General features: G+C 69.0%; 20 protein-coding genes and 1 pseudogene. 16 read left to right on the top strand and 5 right to left on the bottom strand.

Annotated elements, in window-relative coordinates; all coding sequences use genetic code 11:
- Nucleotides 1–250 precede the first annotated feature (250 nt).
- The 10 genes from RB628_RS04210 (at nt 251) to RB628_RS04165 (ending at nt 8,664) form a co-directional block, all read left to right on the top strand.
- The gene (locus RB628_RS04210) at nt 251–688 is read left to right on the top strand and encodes a hypothetical protein (protein WP_318318888.1); all 438 of its coding nucleotides are present in this window, start codon (nt 251–253) and stop codon (nt 686–688) included.
- A gap of 225 nt (nt 689–913) precedes the next feature.
- Nucleotides 914–1,735, top strand: coding sequence for a F0F1 ATP synthase subunit A (atpB, locus tag RB628_RS04205; RefSeq protein ID WP_318318887.1), 822 nt, complete (start codon nt 914–916; stop codon nt 1,733–1,735).
- 72 nt (nt 1,736–1,807) lie between these two features.
- Nucleotides 1,808–2,038 (top strand): ATP synthase F0 subunit C, encoded by a 231-nt coding sequence (gene atpE / locus RB628_RS04200; RefSeq protein ID WP_230220402.1) that lies wholly within the window; start codon nt 1,808–1,810, stop codon nt 2,036–2,038.
- A gap of 44 nt (nt 2,039–2,082) precedes the next feature.
- On the top strand, nt 2,083–2,631 hold the full coding sequence (locus tag RB628_RS04195; RefSeq protein ID WP_318318886.1) for a F0F1 ATP synthase subunit B: 549 nt from the start codon (nt 2,083–2,085) through the stop codon (nt 2,629–2,631).
- A gap of 2 nt (nt 2,632–2,633) precedes the next feature.
- A complete protein-coding gene (locus RB628_RS04190) occupies nt 2,634–3,449 on the top strand; it encodes a F0F1 ATP synthase subunit delta (protein ID WP_318318989.1) in 816 nt (271 codons plus the stop codon).
- Between the two features lie 166 nt (nt 3,450–3,615).
- Nucleotides 3,616–5,208, top strand: a complete 1,593-nt coding sequence (atpA, locus tag RB628_RS04185; protein ID WP_318318885.1) for a F0F1 ATP synthase subunit alpha — start codon at nt 3,616–3,618, stop codon at nt 5,206–5,208.
- A 20-nt stretch (nt 5,209–5,228) separates the two neighbouring features.
- The gene (locus RB628_RS04180) at nt 5,229–6,146 is read left to right on the top strand and encodes a F0F1 ATP synthase subunit gamma (protein WP_318318884.1); all 918 of its coding nucleotides are present in this window, start codon (nt 5,229–5,231) and stop codon (nt 6,144–6,146) included.
- Nucleotides 6,146–7,582, top strand: coding sequence for a F0F1 ATP synthase subunit beta (gene atpD / locus RB628_RS04175; RefSeq protein WP_318318883.1), 1,437 nt, complete (start codon nt 6,146–6,148; stop codon nt 7,580–7,582). Before RB628_RS04180 ends, atpD begins: the two co-directional genes overlap by 1 nt.
- Nucleotides 7,583–7,711: 129 nt before the next feature.
- Nucleotides 7,712–8,086, top strand: coding sequence for a F0F1 ATP synthase subunit epsilon (locus tag RB628_RS04170; RefSeq protein WP_105970735.1), 375 nt, complete (start codon nt 7,712–7,714; stop codon nt 8,084–8,086).
- Between the two features lie 131 nt (nt 8,087–8,217).
- Nucleotides 8,218–8,664: a DUF2550 domain-containing protein gene (locus tag RB628_RS04165; protein WP_318318882.1), complete on the top strand. Its 447-nt coding sequence runs from the start codon at nt 8,218–8,220 to the stop codon at nt 8,662–8,664.
- 73 nt (nt 8,665–8,737) lie between these two features.
- Here the strand turns inward: RB628_RS04165 and RB628_RS04160 are convergent, their stop codons facing one another.
- Both RB628_RS04160 and RB628_RS04155 read right to left on the bottom strand, forming a co-directional pair.
- Nucleotides 8,738–10,558, bottom strand: coding sequence for a glycoside hydrolase family 18 chitinase (locus RB628_RS04160; RefSeq protein ID WP_318318881.1), 1,821 nt, complete (start codon nt 10,556–10,558; stop codon nt 8,738–8,740).
- A gap of 127 nt (nt 10,559–10,685) precedes the next feature.
- On the bottom strand, nt 10,686–11,423 hold the full coding sequence (locus RB628_RS04155; RefSeq protein WP_318318880.1) for a response regulator transcription factor: 738 nt from the start codon (nt 11,421–11,423) through the stop codon (nt 10,686–10,688).
- Between the two features lie 192 nt (nt 11,424–11,615).
- On the opposite strand from RB628_RS04155, the pseudogene RB628_RS04150 reads away from it, so the two are divergent.
- Nucleotides 11,616–12,164 (top strand): annotated as a pseudogene (locus tag RB628_RS04150) (hypothetical protein); the annotation flags it as partial.
- Here RB628_RS04150 and RB628_RS04145 read toward each other — a convergent pair.
- A complete protein-coding gene (locus RB628_RS04145) occupies nt 12,162–12,734 on the bottom strand; it encodes a cob(I)yrinic acid a,c-diamide adenosyltransferase (RefSeq protein ID WP_318318879.1) in 573 nt (190 codons plus the stop codon). The pseudogene RB628_RS04150 and the gene RB628_RS04145 overlap by 3 nt on opposite strands.
- A gap of 631 nt (nt 12,735–13,365) precedes the next feature.
- Between RB628_RS04145 and RB628_RS04140 the strand changes: the two genes are divergently transcribed.
- From RB628_RS04140 to RB628_RS04130, 3 genes are all read left to right on the top strand, one after another.
- Nucleotides 13,366–14,214: a 3-hydroxyacyl-CoA dehydrogenase family protein gene (locus RB628_RS04140; RefSeq protein ID WP_318318878.1), complete on the top strand. Its 849-nt coding sequence runs from the start codon at nt 13,366–13,368 to the stop codon at nt 14,212–14,214.
- Between the two features lie 221 nt (nt 14,215–14,435).
- The gene (locus RB628_RS04135; RefSeq protein WP_318318877.1) at nt 14,436–14,759 is read left to right on the top strand and encodes an STAS domain-containing protein; all 324 of its coding nucleotides are present in this window, start codon (nt 14,436–14,438) and stop codon (nt 14,757–14,759) included.
- Nucleotides 14,760–15,045: 286 nt separating this feature from the next.
- Nucleotides 15,046–17,688 carry an ATP-binding protein gene (locus RB628_RS04130; RefSeq protein WP_318318988.1) on the top strand — a complete coding sequence of 881 codons (2,643 nt, stop codon included), beginning with the start codon at nt 15,046–15,048 and terminating at the stop codon, nt 17,686–17,688.
- A gap of 75 nt (nt 17,689–17,763) precedes the next feature.
- Here RB628_RS04130 and nucS read toward each other — a convergent pair whose 3' ends face one another.
- A complete protein-coding gene (gene nucS / locus RB628_RS04125) occupies nt 17,764–18,435 on the bottom strand; it encodes an endonuclease NucS (protein WP_318318876.1) in 672 nt (223 codons plus the stop codon).
- Between the two features lie 298 nt (nt 18,436–18,733).
- Here nucS and RB628_RS04120 point away from each other — a divergent pair, with 298 nt between their 5' ends.
- Nucleotides 18,734–19,126 carry an SCO5389 family protein gene (locus tag RB628_RS04120; RefSeq protein ID WP_105970747.1) on the top strand — a complete coding sequence of 131 codons (393 nt, stop codon included), beginning with the start codon at nt 18,734–18,736 and terminating at the stop codon, nt 19,124–19,126.
- Nucleotides 19,127–19,220: 94 nt separating this feature from the next.
- On the opposite strand, the gene RB628_RS04115 is transcribed toward RB628_RS04120, so the two are convergent.
- Nucleotides 19,221–20,249, bottom strand: a complete 1,029-nt coding sequence (locus RB628_RS04115) for an LLM class flavin-dependent oxidoreductase (RefSeq protein WP_318318875.1) — start codon at nt 20,247–20,249, stop codon at nt 19,221–19,223.
- Nucleotides 20,250–20,560: 311 nt separating this feature from the next.
- On the opposite strand from RB628_RS04115, the gene RB628_RS04110 reads away from it, so the two are divergent.
- Nucleotides 20,561–20,893, top strand: a complete 333-nt coding sequence (locus RB628_RS04110) for an ATP/GTP-binding protein (protein ID WP_318318874.1) — start codon at nt 20,561–20,563, stop codon at nt 20,891–20,893.
- Nucleotides 20,894–20,901: the final 8 nt, after the last annotated feature.

Genomic DNA, 20,901 nt, shown 5'->3' with positions numbered 1-20,901 from the left:
AAAGCGCACCAATACCAGACAAGTAGGCGCCGACTCTGCACAGACGTGCATGTTCACTCTCATGTGTGACACCGAGCACACTGTTCAGGTAAAGACCTCATCAAATAGTTTGTGATACGGTTCACGAGACCCCAGGGCAGAGCCGAAGGACCGCAGTGCGACGGTCCATTGGCGGAGGTTCTCTCCAGGCCCGGGTCTACGCTCGTCCATGACGACACCCTGCCCCCCTTCAGTAAGCGGAGTTGCCGCCATGCCGTCCAATGACGTCCGGATCCTTCTTGAGTCCGCTGTGCCCACGGTTGCGGTCGGTGCGATCGCAGCTGTTGCCGGCGGCGTCGCCGCCGGCGGCAAGGGTGTGATCGGGGCGGTCGTCGCGACGCTGGTCGTGCTCCTGTTCATGGGGGTCGGTCTGTATGTTCTGCAGCAGATCGCCAAATCGCTTCCGCATCTCTTCCAGGCGATGGGTCTGATGCTGTACCTGGCGCAGATCCTGCTGATGTTCATCTTCATCGCGCTCTTCCAGGACACGACGCTGTTCCACCCGAAGGTCTTCGCGCTCGCACTGGTCGCAGGCACCCTCGCCTGGGTCGCCGCGCAGGCACGAGCCACCATGAAGTCCAAGATCCTTTACGTCGAGCCCGAGTCGACGACGGGCGTGGAGAACGAAAAATCGGGGCACTCGGCGTGAGACGTAGGGCCGGGATAAACGCGTATGGCAGACCCTGCTATCGTCCGGTGCCAACTGCGGCATCGCGGGCCCAGGCCTCTGAACTGACGCCTGCCGTATCGCCAGGCGAGACGCCCCGCAGTCGCCCCCACCTCCGTATCACCAGTCCCGTGCCGATCCGCGGCCCCGTGCCGCGCCGACACCACGAGGTTGCCAAATCCATGCGCCATGCTGAAGGAGCCCGCGGTGAGTGCTGACCACACGCAGGTGCTCGCCTTCGAGACCGACTGCCACATCTTCGACGGCTGTGGCTTCCCGTCTCCCGGGCTGCACTCGTTCCTGTTCGAACCCCTCTGGGGCGGCACGGACAGCAACGTGTACTTCGACAAGTCGATGCTGCTGGCGCTGCTCGGCTCGGTCATCGTGATCGGTTTCTTCTGGGCCGCCTTCCGTAGGCCCCAGGTCGTTCCCGGCAAACTCCAGATGGTCGCCGAGACGGGGTACGACTTCATCCGGCGCGGCATCGTCTACGAGACGATCGGCAAGAAGGAGGGCGAGAAGTACGTTCCGCTCATCGTCTCGCTGTTCTTCCTCGTCTGGATGATGAACCTCTGGTCCATCATTCCCGTCGCCCAGTTCCCGGTGACGTCGATCGTCGCGTACCCGATGGCACTCGCTGCGATCGTCTACGTCCTGTGGGTCTCGCTGACCTTCAAGCGGCACGGCTTCGTCGGCGCCATGAAGAACTTCACCGGCTACGACAAGTCGCTCGGCGCGGCGCTGCCGGTCGTCATGTTGATCGAGGCCTTCTCGAACCTGCTCGTCCGGCCGTTCACCCACGCCGTGCGACTCTTCGCGAACATGTTCGCGGGCCACATCCTCCTGCTGCTGTTCACCATTGCCAGCTGGTACCTGCTGAACGGCATCGGCATCGCCTACGCCGGCGTCTCGTTCCTGATGGTCGTCGTGATGACCGCCTTCGAGCTCTTCATCCAGGCGTTGCAGGCATACGTCTTCGTACTGCTGACCTGCACCTACATCCAAGGTGCGCTCGCCGAGCACCACTGAGCGCCCCGCACCCGCACCCCATTCGCCCGGTGGCCAACCCCCACCGGACCGTGAAGAAAAGGAAGAACTGGCATGTCCCAGACCCTTGCCGCCGTCACCGGCTCGATCGCGTCCATCGGCTACGGCATCGCTGCGTTCGGCCCCGGTATCGGCGTCGGCATCATCTTCGGCAAGGGCACCGAGGCCCTCGCCCGTCAGCCCGAGGCCGCCGGCCTGATCCGCGCCAACCAGATCCTCGGCTTCGCCTTCTGTGAGGCGCTCGCCCTGATCGGCCTGGTCATGCCGTTCGTCTACGGCCTGTGATCATCTGACTCGCGACCAGCCCACCAGACGAAAGGCCCTCTGATATGAGCCCACTGCTCAATATCGCGGCTGAGGAGGAGTTGCAGAACCCCCTCATCCCGCCGATTCCCGAGCTCGTCATCGGCCTGCTCGCCTTCGTCATCGTCTTCGGCTTCCTCGCCAAGAAGCTCCTCCCGAACATCAACAAGGTTCTGGAGGAGCGCCGCGCGGCGATCGAAGGCGGTATCGAAGAGGCCGACGCCATGAAGGTCGAGGCCCAGAGCGTTCTTGAGCAGTACAAGGCTCAGCTCGCCGAGGCCCGGCACGAGGCCGCGCGACTGCGCCAGGAGGCGCAGGAGCAGGGTGCCGTGCTCATCGCCGAGATGCGTGCGGAAGGTCAGCGGCAGCGCGAGGAGATCGTCGCCGCCGGTCACTCCCAGCTGGACGCCGACCGCAAGGCCGCGTCGTCCGTGCTCCGCCAGGACGTCGGCAAGCTCGCCACCGAGCTGGCCGGCAAGCTCGTCGGCGAGTCCCTGGAGGACCACGCCCGGCAGAGCCGCGTGATCGACCGGTTCCTCGACGACCTCGACGAGAAGGCCGAGGCGACTCGATGACCGTGCACGGAGCCAGTCGCGAGGCTGCCGCCGCCGCACGGGAGCGTCTCGACGCGCTGACGGACTCGACGTCCGCCGACGCGAAGAAGCTGTCCGAGGAGCTGTCCGCGGTCACCGCGCTGCTGCACCGCGAGGTGTCGCTGCGCCGGGTCCTCACCGACCCGGCGCAGTCCGGGGAGGCCAAGGCCGAGCTGGCCCAGCGCCTGCTCGGCAGCCAGGTCGGCGGGCCCACCACCGACCTGGTGGCCGGCATGGTGCGCTCCCGCTGGTCGCGTTCGCGCGACCTGGTGGACGCGCTGGAGGAGCTGGCGGACCTCGCCGACCTCACGGCCGCCCAGCAGGCGGGCAAGCTCGACAACGTCGAGGACGAGCTGTTCCGGTTCGGCCGGATCGTCTCTTCCAACACCGAGCTGCGCGCCGCGCTGACCGACCGTGCCGCGACCACCGGCGCCAAGGGCGAGCTGCTGCGCAGCCTGCTCGGGGGCCGGGCCGAGGCCACGACCGAGCGTCTGGTGACGCGCCTGGTGACCGCGCCGCGGGGACGTAGCCTGGAGGCGGGACTCGAGTCCCTGTCCAAGCTCGCCGCCGAGCGCCGGGATCGCATGGTCGCCGTCGTCACCTCCGCGGTTCCGCTGAGCGACCCGCAGAAGCAGCGCCTCGGCGCCGCCCTCGCGAAGCTCTACGGCCGCCAGATGCACCTGAACCTGGATGTGGACCCCGAGGTCCTCGGCGGGATCCGGGTGCTGGTCGGCGACGAGGTCATCAACGGCAGCATCGCGGACCGCATCGAGGACGCCGGCCGCCGCATGGCGAGCTAGCTCGCCCGGCAGCCACGCAGTACACAGCACGCAGCAACTCAATACTCGTAGTACGTACTTGACTGCGGCCCTGGTTGGGCCGTGCAGAGGATTCACCTCTTACTGGGGGGAGTCCCCATCCCCCCAAGTGAAACTTCGGGCCCAACAAGGAGAGCAGGGAACCCAGATGGCGGAGCTCACGATCCGGCCGGAGGAGATCCGGGACGCGCTGGAGAACTTCGTCCAGTCGTACAAGCCGGACGCGGCCTCGCGCGAGGAGGTCGGTACGGTCACCCTTGCCGGCGACGGCATCGCGAAGGTAGAGGGCCTCCCCTCGGCCATGGCCAACGAACTGCTGAAGTTCGAGGACGGCACCCTCGGCCTCGCGCTCAACCTCGAAGAGCGCGAGATCGGTACCGTCATCCTCGGCGAGTTCAGCGGCGTCGAAGAGGGCCAGCCGGTCACCCGTACCGGCGAGGTCCTGTCCGTGGCCGTCGGTGAGGGCTACCTCGGCCGCGTCGTCGACCCGCTCGGCAACCCGATCGACGGCCTCGGCGAGATCGAGACCAGCGGTCGTCGCGCCCTGGAGCTGCAGGCTCCGGGCGTCATGGTCCGCAAGTCGGTGCACGAGCCGATGGAGACGGGCTACAAGGCCGTCGACGCGATGACCCCGATCGGCCGTGGCCAGCGTCAGCTGATCATCGGCGACCGTCAGACCGGCAAGACCGCTCTGGCCGTCGACACGATCATCAACCAGCGCGACAACTGGCGCACCGGTGACGTCAACAAGCAGGTTCGCTGCGTGTACGTCGCCATCGGTCAGAAGGGTTCGACCATTGCCTCCGTGCGTGGCGCCCTCGAAGAGGCCGGCGCGCTGGAGTACACGACCATCGTCGCCGCCCCGGCGTCCGACCCGGCCGGCTTCAAGTACCTCGCCCCGTACACCGGTTCGGCCATCGGCCAGCAGTGGATGTACGAGGGCAAGCACGTCCTGATCATCTTCGACGACCTCTCGAAGCAGGCCGACGCCTACCGCGCCGTGTCCCTGCTGCTGCGCCGCCCGCCGGGCCGTGAGGCCTACCCGGGTGACGTCTTCTACCTGCACTCCCGTCTGCTGGAGCGCTGCGCGAAGCTCTCCGACGAGCTGGGCAAGGGCTCGATGACTGGTCTGCCGATCGTCGAGACCAAGGCCAACGACGTCTCGGCGTTCATCCCGACCAACGTCATCTCCATCACCGACGGCCAGTGCTTCCTGGAGTCGGACCTGTTCAACGCCGGTCAGCGCCCCGCGCTGAACGTCGGTATCTCCGTCTCCCGAGTCGGTGGTTCCGCGCAGCACAAGGCGATGAAGCAGGTTTCCGGCCGACTGCGCCTCGACCTCGCCCAGTACCGTGAGCTGGAGGCGTTCGCCGCCTTCGGTTCCGACCTGGACTCCGCGTCGAAGTCCCAGCTGGAGCGCGGTCAGCGACTGGTCGAGCTGCTCAAGCAGGCTCAGTACCAGCCGATGGCCACCGAGGACCAGGTCGTCTCCGTCTGGGCGGCCACCACCGGCAAGATGGACGAGGTCCCCGTCGCCGACATCCGTCGCTTCGAGAAGGAGCTCCTGGAGTACCTGCACCGCAAGGAGCAGGGCCTCATGACCTCCATCAAGGAGGGCGGCAAGATGTCGGACGACACCCTCACCGCCATCGCGGACGGCATCACGGAGTTCAAGAAGCAGTTCGAGACCTCGGACGGCAAGCTTCTCGGCGAAGACGCTCCGGCCGCCGCGGCCAAGTGACGACGGAAGGGACCTGACTCATGGGAGCCCAGCTCCGGGTCTACAAGCGTCGCATCCGATCAGTCACCGCGACCAAGAAGATCACCAAGGCGATGGAGATGATCGCCGCCTCGCGCGTCGTCAAGGCGCAGCGCAAGGTGGCGGCCTCCGCGCCGTACGCGACCGAGCTCACCCGCGCGGTCACGGCGGTCGGCAGCGGTTCGAACACCAAGCATCCGCTGACGACGGAGGCGGAGACGGCGACCCGTTCCGCGGTACTGCTCCTCACGAGCGACCGCGGTCTGGCCGGTGCCTTCAACTCCAACGCCATCAAGGCGGCGGAGCTGCTGACCGCGCGTCTCGAGGCCGAGGGCAAGGAGGTCGACACGTACATCGTCGGCCGCCGCGGTCTGGCCCACTACAACTTCCGCGAGCGCAAGGTCGTGGAGTCGTGGTCGGGCTTCACCGACCAGCCCACGTACGCGGACGCCAAGAAGGTCGCGGCTCCGCTCATCGAGGTCATCGAGAAGGAGACGGCGGACGGCGGAGTGGACGAACTCCACATCGTCTACACCGAGTTCGTCTCGATGATGACGCAGAACGCGGTCGGCAGCCGCCTGCTGCCGCTCCGCCTCGACGAGGTCGCGGAGGAGTCGTCCGCCAAGGGCGAGATCCTTCCGCTGTACGACTTCGAGCCGTCGGCGGAGGACGTCCTCGACGCCCTTCTGCCCCGGTACGTCGAGAGCCGTATCTACAACGCGCTGCTCCAGTCGGCTGCCTCCAAGCACGCCGCCACCCGCCGCGCGATGAAGTCGGCGACCGACAACGCGGGAGACCTGATCACGACGCTCTCCCGTCTTGCCAACGCGGCCCGACAGGCCGAAATCACCCAGGAAATCAGCGAGATCGTCGGTGGCTCCGCAGCCCTGGCCGACGCGACCGCGGGGAGTGACAGGTAATGACGACGACAGTTGAGACGGCCGCTGCCACGGGGCGCGTCGCCCGGGTCATCGGCCCGGTCGTCGACGTGGAATTCCCCGTCGACGCCATGCCGGAGATCTACAACGCCCTTCACGTCGAGGTGGCCGACCCGGCCCTGGACGGCGCGAAGAAGACGCTGACCCTGGAGGTCGCCCAGCACCTGGGTGACGGCCTGGTCCGCACCATTTCCATGCAGCCCACCGACGGTCTGGTCCGCCAGGCCGTGGTCACCGACACCGGCACGGGCATCACCGTCCCGGTCGGTGACTTCACCAAGGGCAAGGTGTTCAACACCCTCGGTGAGGTGCTGAACTCCGACGAGACGTACACGGGCGAGCGCTGGACCATCCACCGCAAGGCCCCGCGCTTCGACGAGCTCGAGTCGAAGACCGAGATGTTCGAGACCGGCGTCAAGGTCATCGACCTTCTCACCCCGTACGTCAAGGGTGGAAAGATCGGTCTGTTCGGCGGTGCCGGCGTCGGCAAGACGGTGCTCATCCAGGAGATGATCTACCGCGTAGCCAACAACCACGACGGTGTCTCCGTGTTCGCCGGTGTCGGCGAGCGCACCCGTGAGGGCAACGACCTCATCGAGGAGATGTCGGAGTCCGGCGTCATCGACAAGACCGCGCTGGTCTTCGGCCAGATGGACGAGCCCCCGGGCACCCGTCTGCGCGTGGCCCTCGCCGGTCTGACCATGGCGGAGTACTTCCGCGATGTGCAGAAGCAGGACGTGCTGTTCTTCATCGACAACATCTTCCGCTTCACCCAGGCCGGTTCCGAGGTCTCGACCCTGCTCGGCCGTATGCCCTCCGCGGTGGGCTACCAGCCGAACCTGGCCGACGAGATGGGTCTCCTCCAGGAGCGCATCACCTCGACCCGCGGTCACTCGATCACCTCGATGCAGGCGATCTACGTCCCCGCGGACGACCTGACCGACCCGGCTCCGGCCACCACCTTCGCCCACCTCGACGCGACGACGGTTCTCTCCCGTCCGATCTCCGAGAAGGGCATCTACCCGGCCGTGGACCCGCTGGACTCCACGTCCCGCATCCTGGACCCCCGCTACATCGCGGCGGACCACTACAGCACCGCGATGCGCGTCAAGACGGTCCTCCAGAAGTACAAGGACCTTCAGGACATCATCGCGATCCTCGGTATCGACGAGCTGGGCGAAGAGGACAAGCTTGTCGTCCACCGTGCCCGTCGCGTGGAGCGCTTCCTGTCCCAGAACACCCACGTCGCCAAGCAGTTCACCGGCGTCGACGGGTCGGACGTACCGCTGGACGAGTCGATCACCGCGTTCAACGCGATCATCGACGGCGACTACGACCACTTCCCGGAGCAGGCGTTCTTCCTCTGCGGTGGTATTGAGGACCTCAAGGCCAACGCCAAGGAGCTGGGCGTCTCCTGACCCCCGCGCTCTTGGGAGAGGGGCAGGGGAGCACCCTTCGCGGGGTGCGTCCTGCCCCTCTCCGCACACCCACTAGAATTGACCCCGACACCCGGCACAACCGCCGGGTGGTGACCCGAGGAGCCAACCTTGGCTGCTGAGCTGCACGTCGAGCTGGTCGCTGCCGACCGCCAGGTCTGGTCCGGCGAGGCCACCCTGGTCGTCGCGCGCACCACGTCCGGCGACATCGGCGTCATGCCCGGTCACCAGCCGCTGCTCGGTGTGCTGGAGTCGGGCCCGGTGACCATCCGTACGAGTGATGGTGGAACGGTCGTCGCCGCGGCGCACGGCGGTTTCATCTCGTTCGCGGACAACAAGCTGTCGCTGCTGGCAGAGGTCGCCGAGCTGGCGGACGAGATCGACGTCCAGCGCGTGGAGCGAGAGCTCGAGCGCGCGAAGGCGGAGGGCGACGCCTCAGCCGAGCGGCGTGCGGATGTCCGACTGCGGGCCGTGGCGGCGCGCTGACTCCAGCGCACCAATGTGATGCTTTGCCTCAGCCGCGGCTGGGACCGGTTAGCGCCGGCCCTGGCCGCGGCTGAGGCAAATCCGGATGTTTTTTCTTTTCCGTTACCTAGGAGACGAGGAGGTCGGTGTCGATGATCCTCGCTCTGACTGTGTGCGGCTTGGTAGTGGCGTTCGTGGTGGTGGGCCTGTTCGTCTTCGGGCTGCGCCGCCGACTCATCCAGCGCTCCGGCGGTACGTTCGACTGCAGCCTGCGCTGGGACGTACCCGAGAAACCCGACCCCAGCGGCAAGGGCTGGGGCTACGGAGTCGCCCGCTACAACGGCGACCGCATCGAGTGGTACCGCGTCTTCTCGTACTCCCCCCGTCCGCGCCGCGTCCTGGAACGCTCGGCGATCGAGGTGGCCGGCCGCCGCGCCCCCGACGGCGAGGAGGAGCTGGCCCTGCTCTCGGACGCGGTGGTGCTGGCCTGTGTCCACCGGGGGACGAGGCTGGAGCTGGCGATGAGCGACGACGCGCTGACCGGTTTCCTCGCCTGGCTGGAGGCGGCGCCTCCTGGGCAACAGGTGAATGTGGCCTGACCCTGACATAAATGGGGCGGCGGGGCGGATGCGTACGCACGCATCCGCCCCGCCGCTGCTGCCGTGCCGGTGGCTACGCCAGCCCGCCGCTGATCGCGCTCACCAGCTCTCCGTTGCTCGTGTCGCCGCTGAACTCCCAGAAGAACGCGCCGCCCAGGGACTGGTTCTTGGCCCAGGTCATCTTCCCGGCGATCGTCGCGGGAGTGTCGTACGACCACCAGTTGTTGCCGCAGTACGCGTACGCCGTGCCGGCGATCGTGCCGGTGGCCGGGCAGGACGACTTGAGGATCTTGTAGTCCTCGATGCCAGCCTCGTACGTGCCCGGTGCCGCGCCGGTCGCCGTGCCGCCGGGGGTGGACTGGGTGACGCCGGTCCAGCCGCGGCCGTAGAAGCCGATGCCCAGCAGGAGCTTCGCGGCCGGGACGCCCTTCGCCTTCAGCTTGGCGATGGCGTCGGCGGAGTTGAAGCCGGCGGCCGGGATGCCGGCGTACGAGGTGAGCGGCGAGTGCGGGGCGGTCGGACCGTCCGCGTCGAAGGCGCCGAAGTAGTCGTACGTCATCACGTTGTACCAGTCGAGGTGGGCGGATGCGCCGCCGTAGTCGGCCGCGTCGATCTTGCCGCCGGAGGAGCCGTCGGCGGTGATGGCCGCGGTGACGAGGTAGTTCGCCCCGAACGTCGAACGCAGGACCGACATCAGGTTCTTGAAGGCCGCGGGGCCGGACGTGTCACAGGTCAGGCCGCAGGCGTTCGGGTACTCCCAGTCGATGTCGATGCCGTCGAAGACATCCGCCCAGCGCGGGTCCTCCACGACCGCCTTGCAGGAGGCGGCGAAGGCGGCCGGGTTGGCGGCGGCCTGGGCGAAGCCGCCGGAGTAGGTCCAGCCGCCGAAGGAGTACAGCACCTTGATGTGCGGGTACTTGGCCTTCAGCTGGCGCAGCTGGTTGAAGTTGCCGCGCAGCGGCTGGTCCCAGGTGTCTGCCACGCCCGACACCGACTGGTCCGCGGTGTAGGCCTTGTCGTAGGCGGCGTAGGTGTCGTCGACGACGCACTTGCCGTCCTTGACGTTGCCGAACGCGTAGTTGATGTGCGTGATCCTGGGCGCCGAGCCCGAGGTCACCAGGTTCTTGACGTGGTAGTTGCGGCCGTAGACGCCCCACTCGGTGAAGTAGCCGAGCTTGACCTTGTTCCCGGTGGGCGGGTCCGTGGTGCCCCCGGTGGTGCGTACGGCGACCGCGCCGCTCACCGGGCCCGTCTGGTCGGCGGTGTCCCGGGCCCGGACGGTGTACGAGTAGTCCGTACCGGCGGTCAGACCCGTGTCCGTGTACGAGGTGGCCGTCACCGTCGCGACCTTGGTGCCGCCGCGCAGGACGTCGTAGTTCCTGATGCCCTTGTCGTCGGTGGCAGCGCCCCAGCTGAGCTTCACCGAGGTGTTGGTGATGCCGGACGAGGTCGGAGTGCCGGGCGCGGAGGGGGCGTTGTCGCCTGGGACCGAGCCACCGTCACAACTTCCGCCGTTCAGCTTGCAGTTGGCGGGTGAGCCGGAGCCGGCGCCGTTGAAGCCGAAGGAGACGGCGGCGCCGGGGGCGAGGGTGCCGTTCCATGACTTGTTCCTGGCGGTCCAGTGGGCGCCACTGGACGTGACGTCCGCGTCCCAGGCCGAGGTGACGGACGTACCCGAGGGGAAGTCCCACTCGACCGTCCATGAACTGATCGACGTGGTGCCGGTGTTGGTGACCGTCCACTTGCCCTCGAAGCCGGTGCCCCAGTCCTGGGTCTTGGCGTAGGTGGCGGTGGCCGAGGTGGCCGCCTGTGCCGGGCTCGCCAGGCCCACCAGGGCGGCGAGGGGGAGCAGCAGGGTGCTGAAGCCTGCCGTACATCTGTGTGCGAAGCGCATGCCGCGCCTCCTTGGAGGTGTAGGGGGCGCGACTGAGCCTTCGCACCCACAGTGCCGCGAGAATAGGAAGGTCTGGACCACGGGTCAATAGGTCTGGACCACTTCGCGCAAAGGTGCGCCTGATCCGCTAAACCCCCAACTCCTGTGCCAACACCGCCGCTTGGACCCGACTGCGCAGCTCCAGCTTGCCCAGTATCCGGCTGACGTGCGTCTTCACCGTTGCCTCGGCCATGTCGAGGCGGGCCGCGATGCCGGCGTTGGACAGTCCCTCGCCGAGGCACGACAGCACCTCGCGCTCCCGGCGGGTGAGGGTGCCCAGGACGGCGGGGTCGGCCCTCGGCTCCCGTGCCGGCCTGGTGGCGAACTCGGCGATCAGGCGTCGGGTGACCGCCGGGGCGATCAGACCCTCGCCGCGCGCCACCGTCCGCACGGCCTCGATCAGGTCCCTCGCCTCCGTGTTCTTCAGGAGAAAGCCCGAGGCGCCCGCGCGCAGCGCCCCGAAAACGTACTCGTCGAGGTCGAAGGTGGTCAGCACCAGGACGTCGGCAAGCTGTTCGGAGACCACCTGGCGGGTCGCCGACACCCCGTCCAGGCGCGGCATCTGAATGTCCATCAGCACCAGATCCGGCCGCAGTTCACGGGCCAGCGCCACCGCCTGCTCACCGTCGCGGACCCGCCGGAGCAGCTCGCAGCCGGCGGTCACGGCGAGTGGCAGCAGGACCGGCCAGCGCCCCTCCCGGAGGACGATCGGCTCACTGGCCGGCCGGGTGCCGGGACCGGCGCCCCAGAACAGCAGTCCGCCGAGCAGCCCCGCGAGTGCGATGCGCACATCGTCCCGGTGCGGGCGGGGAAGTCGCGGGGCCATGACTCCATCCAACACGGCCCACCCGCCGCCCGCCTGATTCCCGGGGAGGGTCCCGAACTGCATCTTTCGATGTACGGCGACTTCCTCACCGCCGACGACGTATCCGGGGCGTGCCGCCGGGAGCCTGGAAGGAGAACGGATTCCCGTAACGGATTCCCCCGGTTTCCCGGATTCCCCTGTGAGGAGCGAGTCGTGATCGTCGCGTTGATCATCGCCTGCGAGGTCGGCTTCTGGGTGCTGCTGGCGCTCGGCCTGGCTGTCCGCTACCTGCTCAAGTGGCGTCGCACCAGCGTGGTGCTGCTGCTGTGCGAGCCCTTGCTGGAACTGGTGCTGTTCGTCGTGACGGCGATCGACCTGAGGAACGGTGCCGAACCGGGCTGGGAGCACGGCCTGGCCGCGCTCTACATCGGCTTCACGGTGGCGTACGGCCACTACACGATCCGCTGGCTCGACGGCCACGCCGCCCACCGCCTGGCCGGGGGCCCGCCCCCGCCGAAGCCGCCCCGCCTCGGCATGGCGCGCGCCCGCCACGAGGGCAGCCTGTGGCTGCGCACGGTTCTGGCGGCAGCGGTCGCCTGCGCGCTGCTCCAGACGGCGGTCTGGTACGTCGGTGACGGGGACACGTCGTCGCTGCGGTCCTTCCAGTGGGCGGCGCTCCGGGCCGCCGGCATCCACGGGCTGGTCGCGCTGACGTACACGATCTGGCCGAAGAAGGCGCCGGCCGGCTACGAGGAGCGGTCAGCGCTCCCCGCCCGGGACCCAGAGGACGTCCCCGACCTCCTTGTTGGCCGTCCGGGCAAGAATGAACAGCAGGTCCGACAGCCGGTTGAGGTAGGTCGCGGTGAGCGGGTTCATCGCGTCGGCGTGGACCTCCAGCGCGGCCCACGTGGAGCGCTCGGCCCGGCGTACGACCGTGCACGCCTGGTGCAGCAGGGCGGCGCCGGGGGTGCCGCCGGGCAGGATGAACGAGCGCAGTTTCTCCAGGTCTTCGAGGAACCGGTCGCAGTCCGCCTCCAGCTTGTCGATGTAGGACTGCTCGACCCGCAACGGAGGAAACTCCGGGTTCTCGACCACCGGCGTCGCCAGGTCGGCGCCCACATCGAACAGGTCGTTCTGTACCCGGGTCAGGACCTTGACGACGTCCTCCGCCAGCCCACCGAGGGCAACGGCGGTCCCGATCACCGCGTTCGCCTCGTTGGCGTCGGCGTACGCCGCGATCCGCAGGTCGGTCTTGGCGACCCTGCTCATGTCACCGAGGGCGGTGGTGCCCTTGTCGCCGGTCCTGGTGTAGATACGCGTCAGATTGACCATGCGGCCAATCTAGACGCTCCTCCCATGCGGGCCGAGTGGTGACCATGTGCCCTCGGACGGAGGACGGCCACTGCCGAAGTCTTCGGGCTCGCGCATGCGTTCCTGGTTCGTATCCACGTCCTGGAGGCGGGCGGCGTCGATGGCGAGAGGGGTTGCCGGTCGGCAGAAGGTATCGGCTCACTCCCACGCCGGAGCAGGCCGAGGTGGCGGGGAGGCGCGGCCACACCGGTGACGTGCCCCGTCTGCGGACACATCCGGACAGCAGGGTCTGCGGGATCTGGAACACGCCGACACGGTGGCGGCGAAGAGCACACCGGCCCGCGGTCATGCGGGGCGCAGGGCGCGGAGACCTCGGCGTCAGCCGGTCTGTGAGGCTGCCAACCAGCGTGAGACCGCCACGAATTGGCGCTCCGACCGCTGAGGTCGGAATCCCTTCGGCTTCGGCCGTCGGGAGGATCGTCAAGTCCGTCGGACGAGACGTGACCAACGTGATCGGTGTCTCACGCCATGAGACGTGAAACGCGTTACTAAGCGGTCACACAACCGCTCACGACCGCTAAGGTCCGCCGGAGAGGCCTTGTCGGGGCCCCTACCAAGGGATACGTAAACAGCGCGTCAGGGGAGTCGCACAGTGGCACGGAAGCTTGCCGTCATCGGAGCCGGCCTGATGGGTTCCGGAATCGCCCAGGTCTCCGCCCAGGCGGGCTGGGACGTCGTCCTGCGCGATGTCACCGACGAAGCGCTCATCCGTGGCACCGACGGCATCAAATCCTCGTACGACAGGTTCGTCGGCAAGGGCAAACTGGCCGCGGCCGACGCCGAGTCCGCCCTCGGACGCATCACCGCGACCACCGACCTGGACGCGGTCGGCGACGCGGACATCGTCGTCGAGGCGGTCTTCGAGAAGCTGGAGGTCAAGCACGAGATCTTCCGCGCGCTCGACAAGATCGCGCGCGACGACGCCGTGCTCGCCTCCAACACCTCCGCCATCCCCATCACCAAGATCGCCGCCGTGACCGACCGCCCGGACCGGGTCGTCGGTACGCACTTCTTCTCGCCGGTGCCGATGATGCAGCTCTGCGAGCTGGTCCGCGGCTACAAGACGAGCGACGAAACCCTCGCCATCGCACGGGAGTTCGCCGAGTCCGTCGGCAAGACCTGCGTCGTCGTCAACCGGGATGTCGCCGGTTTCGTGACGACCCGGCTGATCTCTGCGCTCGTCGTCGAGGCGGCCAAGCTGTACGAGTCCGGTGTCGCCACCGCCGAGGACATCGACCTCGCCTGCAAGCTCGGCTTCGGGCACGCCATGGGCCCGCTGGCCACCGCCGACCTCACCGGCGTCGACATCCTGCTGCACGCGACCAGCAACATCTACACCGAGTCCCAGGACGAGAAGTTCGCCCCTCCGGAGCTGATGCGCCGGATGGTTGACGCCGGTGACATCGGCCGCAAGAGCGGGCAGGGCTTCTACAAGCACTGAGCAGTACCGAGCAGTACCGAAAAACAACGAGCAGTACCGCTGCACCGCCGAACCGCAAGTAGTCAACAGACACGGAAACCGCACGAACCCCTGGGGTGTCACCCCGTGGGGTGAATTGGGTATCGGTTCGCTCACAGACGGCAACCTGACCGCCCCTCAGGCAGTCAGACGTTGCATCACCTACCGACGCGGAGCACGACACGCACTCCCGGGGAGCGTATATGTACATCAGGGGCGACCACGCCGAGCTGGTCGTCGGGGGCCGCCTCGACGTCCGCAGCGCGGCGGACGCCCGTACGGTCCTGCACACGGCCGTCGACACGGGCGTCGGCGATCTGGTGCTGGACCTGTCCGAGCTGGACTCCTGGGACGCCACCGGGCTCGGGGTGATCATGGGAGCCCACCGGCGGTGCGGGCGGTGCGGCAGACGGCTGGTGCTGCGCGATGTACCACCGCAGATGCAGCGCCTGCTGGTGGCCACCCGGCTCCACCGGATCCTGGCGATCGAAGGCGGTATCGGGGTGCAGTCCCTGCCTCGGGTGTGACCCGAATGTGGTGAGTTGTCCGGATGTGTCACACGGGCCGGGGGAGGTCCGGGCGTCCGCGGCAAAACGCGCGTCACGCACAATCCTCACGAGACTGTGACGTCTCGGACGGCGCGGTACCCCGGCCTGTCGTAGATACTGTGCGAAGGTTTAGGGTTCGGTCGCCCGCTGCCTGACATCCCACGAGCGGGCCCGGACCAGAAGCGACAGCGCAGTGTGCAGCAAGGCCGGGAGGGGCCTGGGTCCCGTTGACCCGCACACGACGCTTTTGGGGGGCTTGAACCTTATGGACCCGAACAACCAGGGCTCCGAGGAGTACGGCCACGACGCCGACGGCAACACGCCGCGTCAGCGCCCGCCTCGCGACGCCCTCACATCCGAATTCGGCCAGCACACGCCCGCGCTCGCTCGCACGGCGCAACTCGTCTCGGGCGACTACCTGCTCACGGTCAACCCGGTCGACGGCAGCGAGATAGAGGTCTGCCCGCCCGGTGAACGGCCCGGCCGGCCCGCCAAGCTCACGGCGGCCGAGCGCGCCGAGATCACCCGCGCGGCCACACCACCCGTACCGCCCGGTCCCGCGCAGCCCGAACTGCCGCTCCTGGAGCGCGACGGCGAACGCGAACGGCTGGTGCGACTGCTGGCCCGCGGCCGTTCCGTACGCCTCACCGGTCCGGCCGGTTCCGGCCGCACCACGCTCCTGGACGCCGTCGCCGCGGACTGCGCGGACCTCGCGCCCGACGGCGTGGTCCGCCTCACCGGCTTGCACCGCACCCAGACCGACCTGCTCTACGACCTCTTCTACGCCGTCTACAGCGCACCTCTGTACCGGCCGGAACCGGACGAACTGCGTGATCTCGTCCGCGAGGCCGGCGCGGTCGTCTTCCTCGACGACGTGGAGTTCGGCGGCGCCGCGCTCGACGAACTCCTCGACGCGACCCCCGAGTGCGCCTTCCTGATCAGCGCCACCCCGGACGTGCCCGCGCCGTCCGCCGACTCACTGATCGAGGAGCTGTTCCTCGACGGCCTCGACCGGGCCGGCGGTCTGGAACTCCTTGAGCGCGCCGTCGGCCGCGTCCTCACCGAGGAAGAGGCCAACTGGGCCGGCGACCTCTGGTTCGAGTCCGAGGGCCTGCCCCTGCGGTTCGTCCAGGCCGGCGCCCTGCTCAGGCAACGCGACAACCTGCGCGCCCGCGCCGACGCCTTCGACGAGTTCGGCGTCTTCGAGGAGACGCCGGTCGACGCGCCGTTCGACACCGGCGACGAACACGACGTACCGCTGCCCTCGCTCGCCGAGGGTGCCGCGCCCGCGCCACTGCTCGCGTCCCGGCTCAGCGAGTCCGCGCGGGACACCCTGCGGTTCGCCGTCGCGCTCGGCGGCGAGGTGCCCCACCAGGCCCATCTGCCCGCGCTGGTCGGCGACACCCACGCGGACGCCGCCCTCGGCGAGCTGCTGGGCTGTGCGCTGGTCTCCCCGGTCGGCTCGCACTACCGGCTCGCGGCCGGGGTGCAGACGCAGCTGGAGGCGGCCGGGTACGGCGACGGCGCCCAGGACCGGGCGGCCATCGCCGCCCAGCACTACGCCTGGTGGGCCGGACACCCGTCCGTGACCCCCGAGCGGGTCTGCGCCGAGTCCGACGCCCTGCTCGCCGCGCTCGGCGTGCTTGTCCCGGCCGCGGTGCCCTCGGGTGAGGACGAGGAGAGCACGGCCGTACGGCTGGCCCGTACGGCGGCGCCCGCCTTCGCGGCCGGCCTGTACTGGAGCGCCTGGGAACGCGTCCTGCACGCCGGCGCGGAGTCCGCCCGGCTCGCCGGAGAGGTCGCGGAACAGGCCTATTTCCACCACGAGTTGGGCATCCTCGCGCTCTGTGGCGAACAGCTCGACCGGGCCCGTGTCGAGCTGGAGGCCGCCATCGGCCTGCGCGGCGCCCTCGCCGACAAACGCGGCACGGTCACGGGCCGCCGCGCGCTCACCCTGGTCGCCGACCGGTCGGGCGACACCCCCGGCCCCGGCTCCGGCCCGGTCTCCACGGCGGGCGAAGAGGTGCCGGACGCACGGTACGAGGAGTCGGCGTCGCCGCCCGGCGGCGTCCCGGCCGTCTTCGGGGCCGGAGGCTACCCGCCGCTCCAGCCGTCCGGCGCCGGTTCCGGCCCGGCCTCCGGTAAGGGCTCCGGCTACGGGTCCGGTGACTTCGCGGCGACCGTCATCACGCCCCGGTCCGTGGGCGGTGGCGGGGCACACAAGGTCTCGGGCATCCAGCGGCTCGTGGGCGGTGCCCGGCGCAACCTCGTGGCGGCCGGCGCGGGCGCCCTGCTCGCGGCGGTGCTCGGTACGGTGGTGACGCTGGGGGCGACCTCGAACCCCAACGACGCCCCGTCCGACCAGGTCGGCGTCAACCCGTCCGCCAGTCCGGGCAGCGACGACGACAGCCTGGGCGCGGACAAGGCCGACAACGGAGACGGCGACAGCGACGGCGACAGCGACACCGGTACGGCCACCAGTCGCCCGACCGACCCGGGCCCCGACGGGACAATGGGCACCTCGGACGACCCGACGCCGCCTGCGACGGGCGAGGAGGAGCCGTCGGACGATCCGACGGGGACGAGGACGCCGGGGGGTGGGACCGGGGGTGGGGGCGGTACCTCGTCTCCGTCGGACGACCCGACGACGACCGAACCGACGGACGACCCGACCACGTCTGATCCGACCACTCCGGCCCCGACAACGTCCGTTCCGACCACTCCGGCCCCGACAACCCCGGACCAGACGACCGGGCCGACAACATCGCCGGAGCCCTCCGCCCCGGCGACCACGACCTCGGCCAGCGGCCCGTCCAGCCAGACCGAGACCGCCAGCGAGCCCGCGGGCGCCCCGGCCGACACCACCGCACCGGTGACGGCGACGTCGAGCGAGGCGCCGGTGATCTGACAGCGCCGCGCGGCAGTAGGGCGTACACGCGAGAAGGGCCGGTCCATGGGACCGGCCCTTCTCGGTGAACGGACGTCAGAACAACCGGAGTTTGTCGTCCTCGATGCCGCGCAGCGCGTTGTAGTCCAGGACCGCGCAGCCGATGCCCCGGTCCGTGGCGAGGACACGGGCCTGGGGCTTGATCTCCTGGGCGGCGAAGATGCCGCGGACCGGAGCGAGGTGCGGGTCGCGGTTCAACAGCTCCAGATAGCGCGTGAGTTGCTCCACGCCGTCGATCTCGCCGCGCCGCTTGATCTCCACCGCGACCGTCGCGCCCTCGGCGTCCCGGCACAGGATGTCGACCGGGCCGATGGCCGTCATGTACTCGCGGCGGATGAGGGAATAGCCGTCGCCGAGGGTCTCGATGCGGTCGGCCAGCAGTTCCTGGAGGTGTGCTTCCACGCCGTCCTTGATCAGGCCCGGGTCCACGCCCAGTTCGTGGGACGAATCGTGGAGGATCTCCTCCATCGTGATGATGAGTTTCTCGCCCGCCTTGTTGATGACGGTCCAGATTCCCTCGTCGTCTCCGGCCCCCTCCTTCAACGTGCAGGGCGGAGACATCCAGTTGAGAGGCTTGTAGGCGCGGTCGTCCGCGTGGATCGAGACGCTGCCGTCAGCCTTGACCAGGATGAGACGGGGGGCCGACGGGAGATGAGCGGTGAGCCGGCCCGCGTAGTCCACGGAACAGCGCGCAATGACGAGACGCATGGTCGGCAACGCTACTCGACGGGCGGTGCTCCACGCGATTCGCCCACCTCAGAGCGGAGGTGGAGCCCTGATGGGCCCAAGGAACATGCCAGAGGCAACTGTTCGTTGTTGGCTGATTGTGTTCCCAGAGGGAGGGTTCTGACCGGTCCTGTATCCGCGTTTTCCTGGTGCGGTCACGGCCCGTTGCTTACGGTGGTAACCGGGAGGTCGCGATGCATGTACGCAGCGTGCTCGGTGTCGCGGGCTCCCTTTCCGTGTCCGGCAACCCCTGTGATCCGGGGGTGCGAGAGGAGAACTCATGTCGCTCGACGTCTCACCGGCCCTACTCGAACAGGCCGAGCGAGGCGAGGTCGACGAAGCAGAATTCGTCGACTGCGTCCGGACCTCCCTGCCCTACGCGTGGGAGATGATCAGCTCCCTGGTGGCACAGTTGAAGGTGGACGGCGGAGACTTCGCCGACAACCAGACGCCGCCGCCGGACGAGCAGGCACGTGGCCAGCTGCTGCGGGCGCTCGCGAGTGACGCGATACGCGGCGCGCTGCAGCGACACTTCGGTGTGCGGCTGGCCTTCCAGAACTGCCACCGGGTGGCGGTGTTCCCGCTGGACGCCTCGGTTGACGTCAAGCTGGCCCGCTTCACCTCGGTGCGCAGTCAGCTGCTGAACCAGTCTCCGGAGTTCAGGGACTGCTGACGCGGCCCTGAGGGCACTGGCTTGCCGCTCCGTACGCGGGAGGTGTTTCTGTACGGGGCGGCAAGCTTCCCGGGGCAGCGCAGCTGAACACGGGTCAGCGCAGCTGGGTGAGCACCTCGGTCCCCAGCCGCCGTACGTTCTCCTCGGTGGCCGCCAGGTCGCCGGAACCCTCGATGAGCAGGGCGAAGCGCGAGATGCCCGTCCGTTCGGACGTCGCCGCGAGCCGGTCGGCGCACAGCCTGGGTGTGCCCACCGGGTGCAGCCCGCAGAGGAGTTCGGTGTACGCCACCGGGTCCCGCATCGAACGCTCCCGGCCGTCCACCGTGACATGTGCTTCCAGCCCCTGTCGCAGCCATCCCGGCATCGCCTTCATCAGCGTCTCGACCGCGTCCGTGCGCCGGTCCGCGATCTGGCAGACGCCGGCCGACACATGGGCGGCGCCCCGGATCTCGTCCGCCGAACGACCCGCCGCCCGTGCGTACTGCCCCCACAGGGCGACCATCTCGGCCTTCTCCTCGTCCCCGACATGCATGCCGAGGAGCATGGGCAGCCCGCGCTCGGCGGCGAGCCGCACGCTCGACGGCGAGGTGCAGGCGACGACGACCTCCGGGCCCGCGGTGTCCGTCAGCGACTCCGACGGGCGGGGTACGACGGGCACTTCGCGGAACCTGAACCGGTCGCCGTCGGCCGACACGGACGGTTCGCGCAGCCAGCGGACCAGCAGATCGAGCGATTCCGGGAACGCCTTCTCGTACGCTTCCAGACCCGTCCCGAACACCTCCAGGTCGACCCACGGCCCGCCGCGCCCCACGCCCAGAGTGAACCGCCCGCCGGACGTCAGATGCAGCAGCGCCGCCTGTTCGCCGAGCGCGACGGGGTGGGTGGTGGGCAGTACGCTCACCGCCGTGCCGACCCGGATGCGCCGGGTGCGGCCCAACAGCAGCGCGGCCAGGGTCGTCGCGGACGGGCAGGTGCCGTACGGCACGAAGTGGTGCTCCGCCAGCCAGACCGTGTCGAGACCCGCCTCCTCGGCGACCTCGGCGGACCGGACCGCTCGGTGCAGCGCCTCCCCCTGGCCCTGGCCCGGGAACTGGGCCGCCAGCACAAAACTTCCTACGCGCATTGCTCTTTCCTGCTTCCTAGGCCCCGACACGGAGCTCCCCCGCACGGCATAACCGTGCGACACGTGCCGAAGTCACGGCTTGGCGGAGAGATTGGCGGATTGTCTGCAGAATCAGGCGGCCAGGCAGGGAGCGTCCTGGGGTCTGCCTGGGAGGGGCCCGGGAACCGACGCGGGATTCGGGCGAGGATTCGGGCGGAAGTTCGAGAGGGTTCGAAGGAAATCGGGCGGAGCTGGTGACTGATTCTTACCCCGGATCGCGCCGCGTAGGCTGGACAGGACCTGTGCCCCTGAACCGCTCCGTGAGGTGTCCTGTGTCCCCGCGCCGCAACCGCCCCCGAGGCCCCGGCTCGTCCGGCCGGAGCGCCGACGAGGACGACTCCGGTCGCTACGGCGGATTCCAGTCGTCGGAGAGCTGGCGGGGCGAGAGCTGGAACGTCCGGCACGTGGTGGGGGCCGGCGCCCAGGGCAAGACGTACCGCTGCCCCGGCTGCGACCAGATGATCCCGTCCGGTGTCCCGCACGTCGTCGCGTGGGCCGAGCACGCGGGCGTGGACGACCGGCGGCACTGGCACAAGGCGTGCTGGAACGCGAAGGACCGCCGCACCACGCGGGTGCAGCGGTCCCGTAACGCACCGAGGTTCTGACCGGGTTT

Origin of the sequence: Streptomyces sp. ADMS (assembly GCF_033441795.1) — a bacterium.
Lineage (GTDB): Bacteria > Actinomycetota > Actinomycetes > Streptomycetales > Streptomycetaceae > Streptomyces.
The sequence above is the reverse complement of the archived record's forward strand: the minus strand, read 5'-3'. Positions and strand labels throughout refer to the sequence as shown.